This window comes from Chelatococcus sp. CO-6 (assembly GCF_001271345.1).
Lineage (GTDB): Bacteria > Pseudomonadota > Alphaproteobacteria > Rhizobiales > Beijerinckiaceae > Chelatococcus_A > Chelatococcus_A caeni.
On the sequence record NZ_CP012398.1, the window covers coordinates 796,442 to 814,181 of the forward strand.

General features: G+C 68.5%; 14 protein-coding genes. 5 read left to right on the forward strand and 9 right to left on the reverse strand.

The genetic code is table 11. The features are described 5' to 3' along the window. Position 1: 1 nt before the first annotated feature. A complete protein-coding gene (locus AL346_RS03845; RefSeq protein ID WP_019402170.1) occupies positions 2 to 1,804 on the reverse strand; it encodes an IlvD/Edd family dehydratase in 1,803 nt (600 codons plus the stop codon). 209 nt (positions 1,805 to 2,013) lie between these two features. Between AL346_RS03845 and AL346_RS03850 the strand changes: the two genes are divergently transcribed. Continuing rightward, on the forward strand, positions 2,014 to 2,289 hold the full coding sequence (locus AL346_RS03850) for a hypothetical protein (RefSeq protein ID WP_019402171.1): 276 nt from the start codon (positions 2,014 to 2,016) through the stop codon (positions 2,287 to 2,289). A gap of 17 nt (positions 2,290 to 2,306) precedes the next feature. Further along, a complete protein-coding gene (locus AL346_RS03855) occupies positions 2,307 to 3,488 on the forward strand; it encodes a pyridoxal phosphate-dependent aminotransferase (RefSeq protein WP_019402172.1) in 1,182 nt (393 codons plus the stop codon). 721 nt (positions 3,489 to 4,209) lie between these two features. On the opposite strand, the gene AL346_RS03860 is transcribed toward AL346_RS03855, so the two are convergent. Then, complete coding sequence (locus AL346_RS03860) at positions 4,210 to 5,025, reverse strand: tellurite resistance TerB family protein (protein ID WP_019402748.1); 816 nt, start codon at positions 5,023 to 5,025, stop codon at positions 4,210 to 4,212. Positions 5,026 to 5,156: 131 nt separating this feature from the next. After that, complete coding sequence (locus tag AL346_RS03865; protein ID WP_019402749.1) at positions 5,157 to 5,642, reverse strand: Lrp/AsnC family transcriptional regulator; 486 nt, start codon at positions 5,640 to 5,642, stop codon at positions 5,157 to 5,159. 119 nt (positions 5,643 to 5,761) lie between these two features. Between AL346_RS03865 and hppD the strand changes: the two genes are divergently transcribed. Beyond that, positions 5,762 to 6,889, forward strand: coding sequence for a 4-hydroxyphenylpyruvate dioxygenase (gene hppD, locus AL346_RS03870; protein WP_019402750.1), 1,128 nt, complete (start codon positions 5,762 to 5,764; stop codon positions 6,887 to 6,889). Positions 6,890 to 7,069: 180 nt separating this feature from the next. On the opposite strand, the gene AL346_RS03875 is transcribed toward hppD, so the two are convergent. From AL346_RS03875 to AL346_RS03890, 4 genes are all read right to left on the reverse strand, one after another. Next, positions 7,070 to 10,213, reverse strand: coding sequence for an efflux RND transporter permease subunit (locus tag AL346_RS03875; protein WP_082312406.1), 3,144 nt, complete (start codon positions 10,211 to 10,213; stop codon positions 7,070 to 7,072). Between the two features lie 118 nt (positions 10,214 to 10,331). Continuing rightward, positions 10,332 to 11,420: an efflux RND transporter periplasmic adaptor subunit gene (locus AL346_RS03880; RefSeq protein WP_019402874.1), complete on the reverse strand. Its 1,089-nt coding sequence runs from the start codon at positions 11,418 to 11,420 to the stop codon at positions 10,332 to 10,334. Then, positions 11,417 to 12,073 carry a TetR/AcrR family transcriptional regulator gene (locus AL346_RS03885; protein ID WP_156332674.1) on the reverse strand — a complete coding sequence of 219 codons (657 nt, stop codon included), beginning with the start codon at positions 12,071 to 12,073 and terminating at the stop codon, positions 11,417 to 11,419. The genes AL346_RS03880 and AL346_RS03885 overlap by 4 nt, the downstream gene beginning before the upstream one ends. A gap of 164 nt (positions 12,074 to 12,237) precedes the next feature. Then, on the reverse strand, positions 12,238 to 12,798 hold the full coding sequence (locus AL346_RS03890; RefSeq protein ID WP_053193282.1) for a type 1 glutamine amidotransferase domain-containing protein: 561 nt from the start codon (positions 12,796 to 12,798) through the stop codon (positions 12,238 to 12,240). Positions 12,799 to 12,993: 195 nt separating this feature from the next. On the opposite strand from AL346_RS03890, the gene AL346_RS03895 reads away from it, so the two are divergent. Continuing rightward, positions 12,994 to 13,341, forward strand: a complete 348-nt coding sequence (locus AL346_RS03895; RefSeq protein WP_019402877.1) for a gamma-glutamylcyclotransferase family protein — start codon at positions 12,994 to 12,996, stop codon at positions 13,339 to 13,341. A gap of 13 nt (positions 13,342 to 13,354) precedes the next feature. Here AL346_RS03895 and AL346_RS03900 read toward each other — a convergent pair whose 3' ends face one another. Together AL346_RS03900 and AL346_RS03905 are read right to left on the reverse strand one after the other, a co-directional pair. Beyond that, positions 13,355 to 15,526: a TRAP transporter permease gene (locus AL346_RS03900; RefSeq protein ID WP_019402878.1), complete on the reverse strand. Its 2,172-nt coding sequence runs from the start codon at positions 15,524 to 15,526 to the stop codon at positions 13,355 to 13,357. Positions 15,527 to 15,668: 142 nt separating this feature from the next. Beyond that, entirely contained in the window at positions 15,669 to 16,652 is a 984-nt protein-coding gene (locus AL346_RS03905; RefSeq protein ID WP_019402879.1) for a TAXI family TRAP transporter solute-binding subunit, read from the reverse strand. A gap of 181 nt (positions 16,653 to 16,833) precedes the next feature. Here AL346_RS03905 and AL346_RS03910 point away from each other — a divergent pair, with 181 nt between their 5' ends. Continuing rightward, the gene (locus AL346_RS03910; protein ID WP_019402880.1) at positions 16,834 to 17,736 is read left to right on the forward strand and encodes a CHAD domain-containing protein; all 903 of its coding nucleotides are present in this window, start codon (positions 16,834 to 16,836) and stop codon (positions 17,734 to 17,736) included. The last annotated feature ends 4 nt before the right edge of the window (positions 17,737 to 17,740 follow it).

A 17,740-nucleotide genomic window follows, 5' to 3' on the forward strand; every position in this document is an offset into this window, starting at 1 on the left:
GTCAATGGTTGTCGCGCGGCACCCCGAAGGTCTGAGAGACCTTTTGATATTTCACCGCCGGCTTCAGCACCATGCCCTCGGAGAGCTGATCGACCATGGCGCGCTGGATCTCCTGCCAGGGCGTCTGGCTGGCGGGATAGGGGTAGCCGCCGTTCTTCTCCAGCTCGGCCCGGCGGGCGGCGAGCTCTTCGGTGGAGATGAGGATATCGGCCGTGCCCTTGCGCAGGTCGATGCGCACCCGGTCATCGGTCCTGAGCAGCGCCAGGCCGCCGCCAGCCGCCGCCTCGGGCGAGGCGTTGAGGATCGACGGGGAGCCCGACGTGCCGGACTGGCGCCCGTCGCCGATGCAGGGCAGCGAGGTGATGCCCTTCTTGAGGAGATAGTCCGGCGCCTGCATGTTGACGACCTCCGCCGCCCCCGGATAGCCGATGGGCCCGGCGCCGCGCATGAAGAGCATGCAATGCTCGTCGATGCCGAGGGCCGGATCGTCGATGCGCTTGTGGTAGTCCTCCGGCCCGTCGAAGACGATGGCCCGCCCTTCGAAGGCGTCGGGGTCGCTCGGATTCGACAGGTAGCGGTCGCGGAACTCCTTCGAGATCACGCTCGTCTTCATGATCGCCGAATCGAACAGGTTGCCCTTCAGCACGATGAAGCCGGCATCCTGCATCAGCGCGTTGTCGAAGCTGCGGATGACGTCGCGGTCCTCCGCCTCGCGCCCACGGCAGTTCTCGCCGATGGTCCTGCCATTCACCGTGAGCGCGCCCTCGCGGATGAGGCCGTGCTGCATCAATTCGTTGACCACCGCCGGCACGCCGCCGGCACGGTGATATTCCTCGCCGAGATATTTGCCGGCCGGCTGCAGGTCGACGATCAGCGGCACCTTGTGCCCCACCGTCTCCCAGTCCTCCACGCTCAGCGGCACGCCGATGTGCTTGGCGATGGCATTGATGTGGATCGGCGCATTGGTCGAGCCGCCGATGGCCGAATTGACCACGATGGCGTTCTCGAAGGCCTCGCGCGTCAGGATGTCGGAGGGCTTCAGGTCCTCCCACACCATCTCGACGATGCGCTTGCCGGTGTCGTAGGCGATCTGCCCGCGTTCGCGATAGGGCGCGGGGATGGCGGCGCAGCCGGGCAGGCTCATGCCGAGCGCCTCGGCCAGCGAGTTCATGGTCGAGGCCGTGCCCATGGTGTTGCAGTGACCGACGGACGGCGCCGAGGAGGCGACGAGCTCGATGAACTTCTCGTAGTCGATCTTGCCCTCGGCGAGCAGCTCGCGCGCCTTCCACACCACGGTGCCGGAGCCCGTGCGCTCGCCGCGGAACCAGCCGTTGAGCATCGGCCCGCCGGAGAGCACGATGGCCGGAATGTTCACCGTCGCCGCGGCCATGATGCAGGCCGGCGTCGTCTTGTCGCAGCCCGTCGTCAGCACCACGCCGTCGAGCGGATAGCCGTAGAGCACCTCGACGAGGCCGAGATAGGCAAGGTTGCGGTCGAGCGAGGCGGTCGGGCGCTTGCCCGTCTCCTGGATGGGATGGACGGGGAATTCCATCACCACGCCGCCGGCGGCGCGAATGCCCTCGCGCACCCTCTGCGCCAGGTCGAGATGGTGGCGGTTGCAGGGCGAGAGGTCCGAGCCCGTCTGGGCGATGCCGATGATCGGCTTGCCCGACTGCAGCTCCTCGCGCGTCAGGCCGTAGTTGAGGTAGCGCTCGAGATAGAGCGCCGTCATGCCCGGATTGTCGGGATTGTCGAACCACAGGCGCGAGCGCAGCTGCGATTTGTCCCGGTTATGCGCAGTCATGTGGCGTTGTCCTTCCCGTCCCACGCCTTCTGCAAGGCGCTATAAAAACGATTTAGCCGTTTGATTTCCCTGCCAGCATCGCCCTAAATGCAGCGGAAAATCAATCGCTGAACTGATGCGTTGGAGGCAGGGCTCCGTTGCCTCACGCTGGCAACAGGCGGGGGACGCGAGGGGTGGGGAGCGATCGGAAGGGGTGTGGCGGCCGAACCATGCGGCTGTTCGCGGCGGCGCTCGCCGTTGCCGTGCTGGCCTGGGCCGGTCCGGTCCTCGCGGCCTGTCCCGAGCGGCCGGCGTGCCGCGGTTGCGGCTGCAAGGGCGGCCCCGGCTACCGCGGCCCGGACGGCCGCTGCGTCGGCTTTCGCGACCTCGCGAAGGTCTGCGGACCGCAGCCGGAGCGCCGATGCACTTTCGAGAACGCCCCGGGCACGGGCGCCAACCGCGACTGCGCCCTCGGCAAGCCGATGAAGAACCAGGACATCAACTGAAGATCTAGGGAGTGAGAATGCTCAGGATCGTCGACGCCTTCGGGCGCATCGGAGAGGAAAACGCCTTCGCCGTGCTGGCCCGCGCCACCGCGCTCGCCGCCGAGGGGCGCGACATCATCAACCTCGGCATCGGCCAGCCGGATTTCCCGACCCCGCCCCACATCGTCGAGGCGGCCGTCAAGGCCCTGCGCGACGGCCACCACGGCTATACGCCGGCCACCGGCATCCTGCCGCTGCGCGAGAGCGTCGCCGCCGACATTCACCGCCGCCTCGGCGTCTCCGTCTCGCCCGACGAGGTGCTGATCGTGCCCGGCGGCAAGGTCACCATGTTCATGGCGATCCTCATGTTCGGCGAGCCGGGGGCCGAGATCCTCTATCCCGATCCCGGCTTTCCCATCTACCGCTCGATGATCGAGTTCACCGGGGCGACGCCCGTTCCGGTGCCGATCCGCGAGGAGAATGGCTTTGCCTTCTCCGCCGAGGAGACCCTGTCGCTGATCACGCCGCGGACGCGCCTCCTCATCCTCAACTCCCCCGCCAACCCGACCGGCGGCGTCACGCCCAAGGCCGAGATCGACCGCCTCGTCGCCGGCCTTGCCGCCCACCCGGACGTCGCCGTGATGTCGGACGAGATCTACGGCCAGATGACCTACGACGGCGAGGAGCACGTGTCGCTGCTCGCCTATCCCGAGATCCGCGACCGCCTGATCCTGCTCGACGGCTGGTCGAAGACCTATGCCATGACCGGTTGGCGCATGGGCTTCTCGCTCTGGCCGAAGCCGCTCTACGAGGCGGCGCGCAAGCTCGCGGTCAATTCCTATTCCTGCGTCAATGCCGCCGCGCAATGGGCGGGGCTCGCCGCCCTCACCGGCCCGCAGGACTGCGTCAGCGAGATGGTGGCCGAGTTCGACCGGCGGCGAAAGGTCGTCGTCCAGGGTCTCAACAAGCTGCCGGACGTCTCCTGCGCCACGCCGAAGGGCGCGTTCTACGCCTTCCCGAACGTCTCGCGCACGGGCTGGAAGGCAAAGGCGCTCGCCTCGGCCCTCCTCGAGGAGGCGGGCGTCGCCGTCATCGGCGGGCCGGACTTCGGCGTCCATGGCGAGGGCTTCATCCGCCTGTCCTATGCCAACTCGACCGAAAACATCCTGAAGGCGCTCGACCGCATGGGCGCCTTCCTCGCCTCGCGCAAGGCGGCGTGACGAGCCTGCCTCGCTCAACGGCAGAGCGTAGCCTCCCCGCCCGTCATGGCCGGGCTCGTCCCGACCATCCACGCCTTTCAGCCTTGCGCGAGCGTCACGGCGTGGATGCCCGCGACGAGCGCGGGCATGACGGCCGAGACAGTTACGCAGATGGAACAGGAGGAATGAGGCAGAACCTCTCCGTCCGTCATGGCCGGGCTCGTCCCGGCCATCCACGCCTTTCACCCCTGCGCGAGCGTCACGGCGTGGATGCCCGCGACGAGCGGGCACAACGGTGGAGACGGCTGCGCAAAGGGAGCGGGAAGAGCGTGGCGCAACTTCCCCGTTCGTCATGGCCGGGCTCGTCCCGGCCATCCACGGCTTTAAACCCCGCGCGAGCGTCACGGCGTGGATGCCCGCGACGAGCGCGGGCATGACGGTGGAGACGGCTGCGCAAAGGGAGCGGGAAGAGCGTGGCACAACCTCCCCGCCCGTCATGGCCGGGCTTGTCCCGGCCATCCCCGCCCTTCAACCCGGGCGAGCGTCACGGCGTGGATGCCCGCGACAAGCGCGGGCATGACGGCCGAGACAGTTACGCAGATGGAACAGGAGGAATGAGGCAGAACCTCTCCGCCCGTCATGGCCGGGCTTGTCCCGGCCATCCACGCCCTTCAATCCCGGGCGAGCGTCACGCCGTCATCCCCTCGACGAGCGCGTCGGCGCCCCATGTTCTGCCTGCGGCTTACGCCTTCGCCGCCGTCGCCGCGGCGTCGATATGGGCGATGAGCGCCTTGTCGAGGCCGAGCGCGTCGCCGAGCTGGGTCAGGAACGTCTTTTCCTCGAAGGTGTCCGGCTCGATCGCGAGGCGCGCCGCCGTGTAGATCTCGCTCGCCAGTTCCGGCGTCCGCGCGGCGGCAGCGAGCGTCGTGATCGGGGCGGGATTGGCGAATTCGTTGTCGAGGAACTGCGTGGCCTCGATGTCGAAGCCCGCCTGCTTCAGCCCGCCGATGATGCGGCCGCGCTCGACCGTATCGACGTGCCCGTCCGCGGCCGCCGCGGCGATCATCGCCCTCAGCAGCACCAGCGCCGTGTCCTGCGAGGCGCCCTCGACACTGAAGGGCGACTGCGACGGCGGCGGCAGCATCTGCACTCCGCCGGGTTGCGCACCGGCCGAGGCGGCCGGCTGCTGCCCGGCCTTCCAGTTGCGGTAGGCGGTATAGGCGAGGCCGCCGATCAGGGCGAGACCACCGACCTTCGCGGCCGATCCGGCGAGCTTGCGGCCGGATTTCGAGCCCATCAGCAGGCCCGCGAGGCCGCCGATGACGGCGCTCGCCGCCATGTTGCCCTGCGGCGTGTTGAGATAGCCCATCGCCTTCTCGGCGATGTTGCCGCCCGCCCCCGGTGCTCCGGGGCGTCCGGCCGCGCCTGCACCGCCGGTGAACTGCCCGAGCACGTCGTTCAGCATGTTGCCGAGGCCGGCCTCCCCCTGTTTGCCGTTGCCGCCGCCGGCGGCGGCCGAACCGACGAGCGCGTCGAGAAGCTTCTTGGCGTCGAACATCCCTCTCTCCCTGTTGCGGGCGCTGCTCGCCGCCCTCTCCTTCCGGCAGGTAGGATCGCCGGGCGGCTATTGCCAGATGGAGCCCTGCTTCGCCCGGCCGCAAATCGCACCGGCCGGCCTTCCGCCCCACCTCAGGCGGGCAGGCCGGGCAGCGGCAGTCCGGCCGCCTCCTTCAGCGTCTCAAGCACGATTTCCGAGCGCACCCGGGCAACGCTCGGGTCCGGCAGGAGGACATCGTTGATGACGAGCGACAGTTCGCCGAGATCCGCAACGGCGAGCTTGAGGAGATAGTCGGCCTCGCCGGTCAGGGCATGGCCCTCGAGCACGCTCGGCGTGCGCCGCACGAGATCCCGGAAGCGCCGGGCATTGTCGCGCGAATGGGTGTTGAGCGTCACATGGACGAAGACCGTGACGCCGAGGCCCAGCCTGCGCCCGTCGAGATCGACCCGGTAGCCGCGGATGATCCCGGCCTCCTCCAGCTTCTGCCGCCGCCGCGATACCTGCGAGGCCGACAGGCCGACGCGCTCGGCAAGCCCCGCATTGGTCAGCGAGGCATCCTCCTGCAGCGCGTGAAGGAGGCGCCAGTCGAACCCGTCGAGAGCGATCGCTTCCTGCATCCGATCCCCATTTCATGCACGAAACCGGCATCCGTGCCGGCAAGAATGCCGCCCTTTGCAAGCACCTTGCACCGATCATGCGTCATTCTGTCCTACATCACCAGAGAGGAGAGAACAGCATGGGTCCCTTCCCGCACGATGCCGAGCCGGCCGTCATCGATGCTTCCAATCCCATGGGCACCGACGGCTTCGCCTTCGTCGAATTCGCCCATCCCGAGCCCGAGAAGCTCGCAGACCTCTTCGCCAAGATGGGCTTTGCCCCCGTCGCCCGGCACAAGAGCCGCGCCGTGACGCTGTGGCGCCAGGGCGACGTCTGCTACCTCGCCAATGACGAGCCGGCGAGCTATGCCGCGGCCTTCGCCGCCGAGCACGGCCCCTGCGCGGTCGGCATGGGCTGGCGCATGGTCGATCCCGCCTTCGCGCGCAAGCGCGCGCTCTCGCTCGACGCCAGGCCCGTGCGCGAGGACCGCGGGCCGCTCGCCGTCGATGCGCCGGCGATCGAGGGCATCGGCGGTTCGGTCATCTATTTCGTCTCCAACGAGGGCGACGACTGGATGGCCGATTTCGAGCCGTTGCCGGGCGCCGAAAAGAAGCCCGAAGGCGTCGGGCTCTATTACATCGATCATCTCACCCACAACGTGCACCGCGGGCGCATGGACGTGTGGGCCGGCTTCTACGAGAAGCTGTTCAACTTCAAGGAGATCCGCTTCTTCAACATCGAGGGCAAGCTGACCGGCCTCATCAGCCGCGCCATCACCAGCCCCTGCGGCAAGATCCGGATCCCGATCAACGAATCCGTCGACGACAAGAGCCAGATCGAGGAATATCTCAAGGATTACAAGGGCGAGGGCATCCAGCACATCGCCTGCGGCTGCCGTGACATCTACGAGAGCGTCGAGCGCCTCAAGGCAAACGGCCTGCCCTTCATGCCCGCCCCGCCACCGACCTATTACGAGAAGGTGGACGCGCGCGTGCCCGGCCACGGCGAGGACGTGGAGCGGCTGAAGAAGGACGGCATCCTCATCGACGGCGAGGGCGCCGTGAAGGTCGGCGCGCGCGGCGGCACCATGACGCGCGTGCTCCTGCAGATCTTCTCCGGCACGGTGCTCGGGCCGATCTTCTTCGAGTTCATCGAGCGCAAGGGCGACGAGGGCTTCGGCGAGGGCAACTTCCGCGCCCTCTTCGAATCCATCGAGGAAGACCAGATCCGCCGCGGCGTGCTGAAGGTGCCGGACGCGGCGGAATAATATCGAAAACCACCGTCATGGCCGGGCTTGTCCCGGCCATCCACGCTCTTGAAGCTGCACGACCTCCCAAGGCGTGGATGCCCGCGACGAGCGCGGGCATGACGCTGTGACTCAAGACCGTCGACACGAGAGGGGTCCTGTCGGCAATCACCCTGCCCGGCCGGCCCCGCTCTGTCTCGGCTACTCCGCCGGCGTCGCGCCCGCCGCGGAGCCGCCGCCGGCTCCACCCGCCTTCCGCTCGCGCCGGCGGGCGCGGCGCGCGTCGCGCCAGGCGGCGAGGTTGGCGATCGCCATGAGCGCGGCCGGCGTGACGATGAGCGTCAGGATCGTCGCGAAGCCGAGGCCGAAGACGATGGCCGTCGACAGGTGAATCCACCACTGGGTCGACGGCGCTCCGACGAAGACGTCGCGCGTAACGAAGTCGATATTGACCCCGAAGGCGATGGCCGCGACGCCGAGCACCGCCGTCACCGCCGTCAGCACCACCGGCCGGGCACGCTCGCGGCAGGTCTCGATGATGGCGTCATAGGCGGTCCAGCCTTCGCGCCTCAGCCTGTCGTAGGTGTCGATCAGCACGATGTTGTTGTTCACGATGACGCCCGCATTGGCGATGACGCCGATGCCGGTCATCACCACGCCGAAGGCCTGGCCCATGATCATGAGGCCGACGAGCACGCCGATGGTCGACAGGATGACCGCCGTCAGCACCAGCAGGACGCTGGTGAACTTGTTGAACTGCGCCAGCAGGATGGCGAAGATCAGGAACATCGCCGCGCCGAAGGCCTTCATCAGGAAGGCGCCGGCCTTCTCGCGCTCCTCGTCTTCGCCCTTCATCTTGAAGGAGATGCCGTCGCCGAAGTTCTCCTTGGCGAGCGCCTCCATCACCGCCTGCTGGACCTGCGCGGTCTGCACGCCCTCGGCGACGTTGGCCGTCACCGTCACGACGCGCTGGGCATTGACGCGGTTGATCAGGCCGACCTTCTGGTCCGGCGTGCGCGTGACGAAATTGCCGATCGGGACATAGCCCGACGGCGTGTTCATCCTGAGGTCGTCGAGCTGGTCGATGCTGCGCCGGTCGCCGGGGAAGCGCACGAGGATGTCGACCGACTTGTCGGTATTGTCGGGCCTGTATTCCGCGATCTTCACGCCGTTGGTAACGAGCTGCACCGCGGTGCCGACGGACGAGGGATTGGCGCCGTACTTGGCCGCCTCGGCCTTGTCGACGTCGAGCCGCCAGTCGATGCCCGGCAGCGGCAGCCCGTCGTCGACGTCGCGCGTATTGGGCATCGAGCGGAGCAGGTCGCCGACGCGCACGGCCGTCGGGAACAGCTTCTCGGGATCGAGCGAGGTGATCTGCAGGGTGATCGGCTTGCCCGTCGGCGGGCCGGCCGCCGGCTTCGTCACCTCGATGATCACGCCCGGGAGGCCCGCCGTCTTCTGGCGGATCTCCTCCATGATGGTGGAGGCCGGACGCCGCTCGCGCCAGTCGACGAATTCGAACTGGATGGTGCCGACGGTATCCTCGGTCACCTCGTCGGAGCCGCGCTGGCCTTCGCCGGCGCGCGCATAGACGGTCTCCAGCTCCTTCATGCCGAGCAGCGTTTCCTCCACCTGGCGCACGAGCCCGTCCTTCTCGGCGATGGAGAGATTGCCGCGCGCGCGCACCTGCACGAGCGCATAGTCCGGCTCCACCTCGGGGAAGAACTCGACGCCGTGGCCGAAGCGCCCGTAGGCCTGGATCACGCCGACGAGCAGCAGCACCGCGAGCCCGAGCGTGGCGAGCGGATGCTTGAGGGCGAGGCGCACGGTGCGCATGTAGACGCCCCGGTCGGCCGCGCGCTCGTCCTTGATCTCGGTGGCCCGGCCCATGATGGCGCCGAGGGTCGGGGTGAAGAACAGGGCAACCGCCAGCGAGGCCGAGAGCGTGGCGATCAGCGTCAGCGGCAGGAACTTCATGAACTCGCCGACGATGCCGGGCCAGAACATCAGCGGCGAGAAGGCGGCGACGCGCGTCGCCGTGGCCGCGATCACCGGCCCCGCCATGCGCTTGGCGGCGAGCGAATAGGCCGCCTTCGCCGGCATGCCCTCCGCCATGCGCCGCTCGGCGAATTCCGAGACGATGATGGCATCGTCGACCAGCATGCCGACGGCGAGGATGAGCGAGAACAGGACGACGATGTTGACCGTCAGTCCGGCGAGCTGCAGGCCGAGGATGCCGGCGAGGAACGAGGCCGGAATGGCGATGCCGATGAAGATCGACGCACGGCCGCCGAGCACGAACAGCATGATGACGACGACGAGCAGAACGGCCGTGATGACGCTGTTCTGCAGCTCGTGCAGCATCGTCCGGATGTCTTTCGACTTGTCCTGCGTGAACGCCACCTCCACGGTCGACGGCCAGGTCTTCTGCAGATCGGCCATCGTCTGCTTGACGGCATCCACCGTCTCGATGAGGTTGGCGCCGGTGCGCTTGACGATCTCGAGCGTCATCGCCGGCTTGCCGTTGATGCGCGTGATCGAGGTCGGGTCCTTGAAGGTCGGCCGCACCTCGGCGACGTCGCCGAGCGTGACGACGGCGGACGGCGTCGCCGCCACCGGGAATTTCAGCACGTCCTCCGGCCGCTCGATGAGCGAGGGCACCTTCACCGCGAAGCGCCCCGAGGCGCTCTCGATGGCACCGGCGGCGACGAGGCTGTTGCCGGCGGAAAACGACTGCACCAGCGTGTCGAGCGAGATGCCGTAGCTCTTCATCAGCATCGGCTCGGCGATGATCTCCACCACCTCGTCCCGCGCGCCGCGCAGGTCGGCCGAGAGCACGCCCGGCAGCTGCTCGATCGCCGTCTCGGCCTGGCGCGCGAGCTGCAGCAGCGTCCGCTCCGGCACATTGCCGCCGAGCGCCACCACGAGCACCGGGAAGAGCGAGAGATTGACCTCCTGCACCTTCGGCTCGTCCGCCTCGCGCGGCAGGTCGCTCTTGGCGTCGTCCACCTTGGCGCGCACGTCGGCGAGCGCCGCGTTGGAATCGAAGCCCGCCTCGAACTCGACCAGCACGTAGCCGCCGCCCTCATAGGAGGCCGCCCGCATCTCCTTGACGTGCGACACCGACTTGAGCTGCGTCTCGATGGGCCGCAGGATGAGCCGCTCCGCGTCCTGCGGGCTGATGCCGCGCTGGGTCACGCTGACGTAGATGATCGGGACCTTGACGTCCGGCTCCGCCTCCTTCGGGATCGAGAGATAGGCGGAAAAGCCGGCGATGAGCAGGAACGCGAGCGTCGCAAGCGTCAGCCTGGCATGGGAAATGGCGTAATCGACAGGATTGGCCATGGGCCCGGTCCCCGAACGTTGCAGGCGGAACGGCCGCTCGCGCCGTTCCGCCGTTGAAGCTGCATGAGGGCTCCCGAACCGCCCGCCGGCGGGCCGGATGCGGGGAGCCGCGTGGGCCTCAGCCCTTGCTGACCACCGCCGCCGGCGCCTCGACGGGCGTCACGCGCTGGCCTTCCTTGACGAAATCCTGCCCCTGCACGATGACGCGCTGGCCGGTCTGGAGGCCGCCGAGCCACACCTTCTCAAGCCCGTCCTCGATGATCGTGACCGGCACGAAGGCCACCTCGTCGCCCGTGCCGACGACCCGGACGCCGAGCCGCCCCTCGGCGGAGAAGGTCAATGCCGAGCGCGGCACATGCGCGGCCGGCTGGGGCGCGAGCTCCAGCACCACCTCGCAGGTCACTCCGTCCGGCAGCTGCCCGTCGGCATTGGCGAGCTCGATGTCGACGCGATAAGTCCGGGTCTGCTGGCTCGCTGCCGCGGAGATGAAGCGCACCCGCCCCGCGGCCTCGACGCCGTTCACCGTCTTGACCTTCGCCGTGTCGCCGACGGTGATGCCGCCGAGCTGCCGCTCGGCGATCTCGACCACGGCGAGCATGGGATCGAGGCTGATGATCTCGGCTACCTTGGCGCCGACCTGCAACGGCTGCCCGGCCTCGACCGGCACCTCGATGACGATGCCGTCGATGGGCGCGCGCACCTGGTTCTTGCTGAGCTCGGTCTCGGCCTGGGCGAGCGCGGCCTCGGCCGCGCGCAGCTCCGCCTCGAGCTGCGGCTTCTGCAGCGGAGCGAGGTTGCCCTGCTCGATGAGGGTGAGGCGCGCCGTGAGCTCGACGCGCCGCTGCTCGAGCTTGGCCTTGGCCTGCGCGACCTGCGCCTCGCGCGCCTCGTCGGAGATGACGGCGAGGACGTCGCCGGTCTTGACCCGCGCGCCGCGCCGCACGTTGAGCTGCTCTATGGTGCCGTCGGCACGGGCCGACACGTTGACGCGCCGGTCCGCCTCGGTGCGGCCGGACAGGACGACGCGGCGTGCGTGGTCCTCCACCGTCGCCGGCAGCACGGCGACGCGGAACAGGGCCTGCGCCTGCGTCTCGGCCTGCGGCGCGAGCGCCGCGGTCTGCTCGCCGTCGCGGCCGAACACGCCCGATCCGATCCACGCTACGGCGCCGATCAGAATGACGACGGCAAGAACTCGACTGGCCTTCATGAGGACGCCTCCGCGCCGCAACCGCCTTGTGACAGACAAATGTGTCCCTTCAACAAGGCGCCAAGGATTGTGAGAACATGACGGACCTCCCGATCGGCATCAAAATCCGGCAGGAGGGCCCGGCGTACGAACAGCCCATCGGCGAGCGTTGCGATCAGCACCGCGATGTCGCGCGCCTCGCTGAGCGGCGAGACCGAGCCATTCGCCTGCGCGGCGGCGATCAGATCGGTCAGGCGCGTGATGAGATCACGCTCGAACTCCTGCGCCGTCGCGGCCACCTTGCGGTTGCGGGTCGCCTCCGCCCAGATCTCGAGGCACAGGACCGCCCTTTCGCGCGGCTCGTCCTCGAAGTGCTTGCGCCCCAGTTCGCGGAAGGCGGCGATGAAATCGTCCCCCGCACCGATGACCGACAGGTCGGAGGCCATCTCCGCCCGGTCCCGCTCCGTCAGGCCCGCGACGATCGCGCCCTTCGAGCGGAAGTACCGGTAGAGATTGCCCGCACTCATGCCTGCCTCGGCGGCAACGTCCTGCATCGTCGTGCGATGAAAGCCGCTGCGGACGAAACACCTCTCGGCCGCATCGAGGATACGCGAGCGCCTGTCGGCGCTCCCCTCGCCCTCGGCCGGACGCTCCCATAGGTCGCTACGCAACACTCACCCGATGAGAATGAACATTCATTCTCCTATGAATCGGGACCGGGCCCCTGTCAAGCTGATGGACGCTTCCGGGATGGTAGCGGCGGCACGCTGTCCGCTCCAGAATGGAAAAGGCGCCCCTGAGGGACGCCTTCCCAACCTGCGGCTGTTGATGGCGGCGGTTACGCGGCCCGACGCTCGTGCCGGCCCTCGCGGATCTCCTCCGCGAGCTTGCCGCAGAAGGCGTCGAGGTCGCCGGGATTGCGGCTGGTGACGAGGCCCTGGTCGGTGACCACTTCGCTGTCCTCCCACTTGCCGCCGGCGTTGATCACGTCGGTCTTGATGGATTTGTAGGAGGTGACGCGGCGGTCCCGAATGATGCCGGCCTCGATCAGCAGCCACGGCGCATGGCAGATGGCGCCGATCACCTTCTTGTCCGTCCAGAAGCTCTTGATGAAGGCGAGCGCCTTCGTCTCGACGCGCAAGAGGTCGGGGTTGATCTGCCCGCCGGGCAGCACCAGCGCGTCGTAGTCCTGCGGCCGGACTGCGTCGAGGGTCTTGTCGACCGGCACCGGGCGGCCCCAGTCGCTCTTGTCCCACCCCTTGATCTCGCCGCCCTCGAGCGAAATTACGTGAACCTCGGCACCCGCCTGGCGCAGCTTGTCGCGTGGCACCTCGAGCTCCGACTGTTCGAAGCCGTTGGTGGCGAGAATTGCGACGCGCTTGCCGGAAATATCCTGCATCTGTCTTCTCCCTTTCGTTGTCGGGGACAGTCTTCGAACGAAGCGCGGCCACCTTCGTTCCGCGGCGAAGGGCGAGATGCGCCGCAGGGACCCGCGCGACGATGTCGCAGCCTGCCGCGGCGACACCCACTGGCCGGCGGGGCGCGAGGCGCTAACGTAGCGGCCCCCGCGATGTTCCGACTGAAGAGCGAACCGATGAGCGACAGCCGCACCGTTCTCCTGTTCTCCTACGGCACCCTGCAGCAGGAGAACGTGCAGCTCGCCTCCTTCGGCCGGCTGCTCGACGGCAGCGACGACGCCATGCCTGGGTACCGGCAATCCTTCGTCGAGATCACCGATCCGGAGGTGGTCCGCACCAGCGGCAGCCGCTTCCACCCCATCGTCGCGCCCACCGGTAACCCGGCCGACCGCGTCCCCGGCAAGGTCTTCGCCATCACCGAGGCCGAGCTTGCGGCCGCCGACGCCTATGAGGTGGCGGATTACCGGCGCATCCTCGTGCGCCTCGCCTCCGGCCGCGAGGCCTGGGTCTACGTCAAGGCCTGAACCAGCGCCGGTCTCAGCCGAGGCCTGGCGCCGCCGCGCGCCGCATGGCGAGGAGCTGGCGCAGGACGACCGGGCTCGCGAGGGCGACGCCGGCGAGCGAGCTCGTCAGCCCCGGCGCCACGGTGGGCAGCGCCGCGATGCCGATGAGCCACCGCTCCCAGCCGGCGAGCGGGGCAAGGCCATAGCCGGCGAAGGCCGCCGAGAGCAGCGTGATGCCGATGAGGCAGCCCGCCGTCGTCGTCAGGAAGTCCGGCCAGTTGAAGCCCTGGGTGACGATGAGCATCGCGGGGCCATAGACGAAGACGAAGGGTACCAGCACCTTGCCGAGCGCGAGGCGGAAGGCCGTGTTGCCCGTGCGGAACGGATCGGCCCCCGCCATGCTGGCGCCCGCATAGGCCGCCAGCGCGACGGGCGGCGTCACATCCGCCAGCACCCCGTAGTAGAAGACGAAGAAGTGCGCGACCACGGGCTCGATGGCGAAGAGCGCGAGCGTCGGCGCGGCCACCGTCACCATGATGATGTAGTTGGCCGTCGTCGGCACGCCGCAGCCGAGCAGGATGCAGACGATGGCGGTCAGCACCAGGGTGAAGAAGAGCGTCAGGCCCTTGTCGGTTAAAAGCCCGCCGGGCACGACCGACAGCACCGCCTGGCCGATCTCCGCCGCAAGGCTCGTGACGATGTAGGAGATCTTGAAGCCGACGCCCGTCAGCGTGACGATGCCGATGATGATGCCGACGGTCGCCGCCGCGGCGCCGACCGAAATGGCATATTTGGCACCGACCACGAAGCCGTCGGCGACATCGATGACGAGCGCCTTGTGCCGGTCGTCGCGCAGCCAGCCGGCGACGCCGAGCCCGATGGCGAAGAGCACCATCGGCACCGAGAACCAGAGCTGCGTGACAACGCCGAAGGCGACGGCCACCGCGAGTGCCGCGAAATAGCCGACGGTGATCGCCGGCACGCGCGCGAGGCCGACGACCATGCAGGCGGTGATGCCCCAGAAGGCGGCGAGATAGGGCGTGTAGCCCGAAAAGAGGATGGTGAGCAGCGCCGCGAGCGGCATCAGCGTCTGCCAGCCCTCGCGCAGCACCTTGAGCGGATTGGGCAGCTCGGCCGCGGTCAGGCCGCGCAGGCCGCTCTTCTTCGCCTCGAAATGCACCTGCGCGAAGACGCCGTAGAAATGCATGAAGGCCGGCACGGCGGCGGCGAGGATGACGCTGGTGTAGGCGATGCCGAGGAACTCGACCATGAGGAAGGCCGCAGCCCCCATGATCGGCGGCGTGATCTGCCCACCGGTCGAGGCGGTCGATTCCACCGCCGCCGCGAAATGGCGCGGATAGCCGAGCCGGATCATGGCCGGAATGGTGAGCGAGCCCACCGTCACCGTATTGGCGATGGACGAGCCGGAGATCATGCCGAAGAGGGCGGAGCCGAAGATCGAGATCTTCGCCGGCCCGCCGGCGAAGCGCCCGGCGACGCAGGACGCAAGATCGATGAACAGCTTGCCGAGGCCGATGCGCGTCGCGAGCACCCCGAACAGCACGTAGTGGAAGACATAGGTCGCCACCACGCCGAGGGGGATGCCGTAGATGCCCTGGCTCGTCAGGTAGAGGTGGTTGACGATGTTGGACCAGGAGGCGCCCGGATGCTGGAAGATGCCCGGCATGGAGGGGCCGAAATAGGCATAGGCCATGAGGCCGGTCGCGATGATCGGCAGCGGCCAACCGACACCGCGCCGGGTCGCCTCGATGAGCGTGACGATCATCAGCGTGCCCATGAGGACGTCGGTCGGCGTCGGGTTGCCGACGCGGAAGGCGAGTTCGCTGAAGATCCAAGGCACGTAGAGGCTGGCGGCGACGGCGGCGACGGCGAAGGCCCAGTCGAAGAGCGGGATGCCGCCGGGACGCCACCATCGCGATGGCGCGAGCCTCTCCTGGTCGACCTTGCGGGCGGCAAAGACGAGAAAGATGAGGCCGACGACGAAGGCCATGTGGATGCCGCGATGCGTCGTCTCGCGCAGGAGACCGAAACCGGCCGTGTAGTAATGGAATGCCGACAGCGCGAAGAGCAGCCCCGCGACCAGCCACGCCACACCCGGCTGGAGGGGGCGGAAGCGCATCTCCGGATCGAACTTCTCCTCGAGCGACCGGCTCTCGGTCACCGTGTGAAGGTTTGCATTGGTCATTGTCAGGGACACGGCAATGGGCAATGGGCAGTCGGCAGTCGTCGGGGCTGACTGCCCCAAAAGGCTTGGCAGCAGGCAATCGCGCCTCGGCGGCCGGGATCCCGACTGCCGACGGCCGATTGCCTACTGCCTCTCCAGGCTCTTACTTCAAGAGGCCGGCTTCCTTGTAGAACTTCTCGGCACCCGAATGGACCGGAATGCCCGCGCCGGCGAGCGCCGTCTCCTTGCGGATGAGCTTGCCCTTGGCATGGCCGGCATCGAGCGCCTGGCGGGTCTTGTCGCTCCACAGCCCCTTGACGACCTCGTAGACGACATCGTCCGACACGTTGGAGGACGTCACCCACTGGGCACCGACGGCGAGCGTCTTGACGGCGCCGACGCCCTTGTAGGTGTCGGCGGGGATCTCGTCGGCGGCGAAGAACTTGTATTCGCTCATGATCTTGGCCGCGCCCTCGCCGTCGATCGGCACGATGTCGATGCCGGCGGAGCTGGTCGCCGCGAGTTCGGCAATGGCGCTCGTCGGATAGCCGCCGACGAAGAAGAAGGCGTCCATGCCGCCGTCGCGCATCTTCTCGGCCGCCTGGTTCGGCTTCAGGTAGTCCGCCGCGACATCCTTTTCGGTCAGGCCCCAGCCGCCGAGGATGATCTTGGCGTCGACGAGGGTGCCCGAGCCCGGCTCGTCGAGCGACACGCGCTTGCCCTTGAGGTCGGCGACCGACTTGATGTTGGCGGCCTTGGAGACGACGAGGTGGATGCTCTCTGGATAGAGATTGGCGATGAGCCGCAGCACGTCGACCTTGCCCTTGCCCTCGAACAGGCCCGTGCCCGTATAGGCCCAGTAGGCGACGTCCGCCTGGCTGAAGCCGGATTCGATGGCGCCTGAGGCGATGCCGTTGACATTGGCGACGGAGCCGTTGGCCGCCTGCGCCGTCACAATGAGGTTGGGCGGGTTGGAGACCGCGTTGGCGATGAGGCCGCCGACGGGATAGTAGGTGCCCGCCGTGCCGCCGGTGCCGATGCGGAAGAAGGCCGGCCCCTGCGCGAAGGCTTCGCGCCCCATGAGCGCAACGGCGCCCAGCCCCAGACCGAGCCGCGCGACATCGCGGCGCGAGAACAGTTTCTGCATGATCGATTGCCTCCCGAGATGCGGGCACGCGCCCGCTGCCGCCCATGACGGCACTGTGACGAGATTAGATCAGGAAGCTGCAGATTTGAAAGCCGCCCCGTGACGTGCTCCACGGCGGTATTGGGCGCCGGTCGGGCAGCGCACCGTTGACAGGAGGCGGGGCAATGCCGCGAATAGCGCCATGGATGCACGCCCGCCGACCATCGCGGAACACGCGCTCGACCCCTCGCTGCCGGCAGACGAGGCCGTGCGACACCTCGCGCGGGCCCTCCTCGCCGACATGTCCCGCGCGCTCGCCGCCTTCGACGCCATGCCGGCGACCGCCGCGCATGAGACGCGCAAGGGCATCAAGGCGCTCCGGGCGCTGCTGCGTCTCGCCGATCCCGAATGCGAACGGCTGTGCGAGGTCGATGCGCAGTTGCGCGACAGCGCGACCCTGCTCGCGGGCGCCCGGGAGGCGCGCGTCCTCGCCGAAACCCTCGGCGCGCTGGCCCATCATGCTCCGGAGAAGGCGAGCGCCCTGCTCGCCCGCCTGTGCCGGTGGGCCGACGAATGTGCCTCCGCTGCCGAGGGCGAGGTCCTGAGCCACCAGCGCGTCGCGCAGGTGGCGGAAGCGCTGCACGGCCTTGGCGAAGGCGTCGGCGACTGGCCCGTGCCCGATAGCTGGCGCCAGCTCCTCAAGGGCGCGAAGCACACGGTGCGCCGGGCGCGGCGGCGCCTCGCCAAGGGCCTTTCCAGCCGCGATGCGGACGAACTGCATGCCGCGCGCCGCTGGGTGGTGCGCCACCGCTACCATCTCGGCTTCCTCACAGCCGCGGGCCGTCTCATGGAGACGCGCCGCAAGCGCATGCAGGACCTGCGCGACCTCCTCGGGCGCCACCACGACCTGCACGACGCCCGCCGGGCCATTGCGGGTGCCGGCCTTGTCGATGGGGCGGAACTCGCCACCCTCGGCAGCCTCATCGGCAAGGAGCAGCGGCGGCTGGAGAAGAGGATCTCACGCGCCGCCGATCGGCTGTTCGACGGCGACACCCGCCGCCTCGGCAAGGCCCTGAAGGCGACCTTCGCGGGCGAAGCCTGCTGAGCGG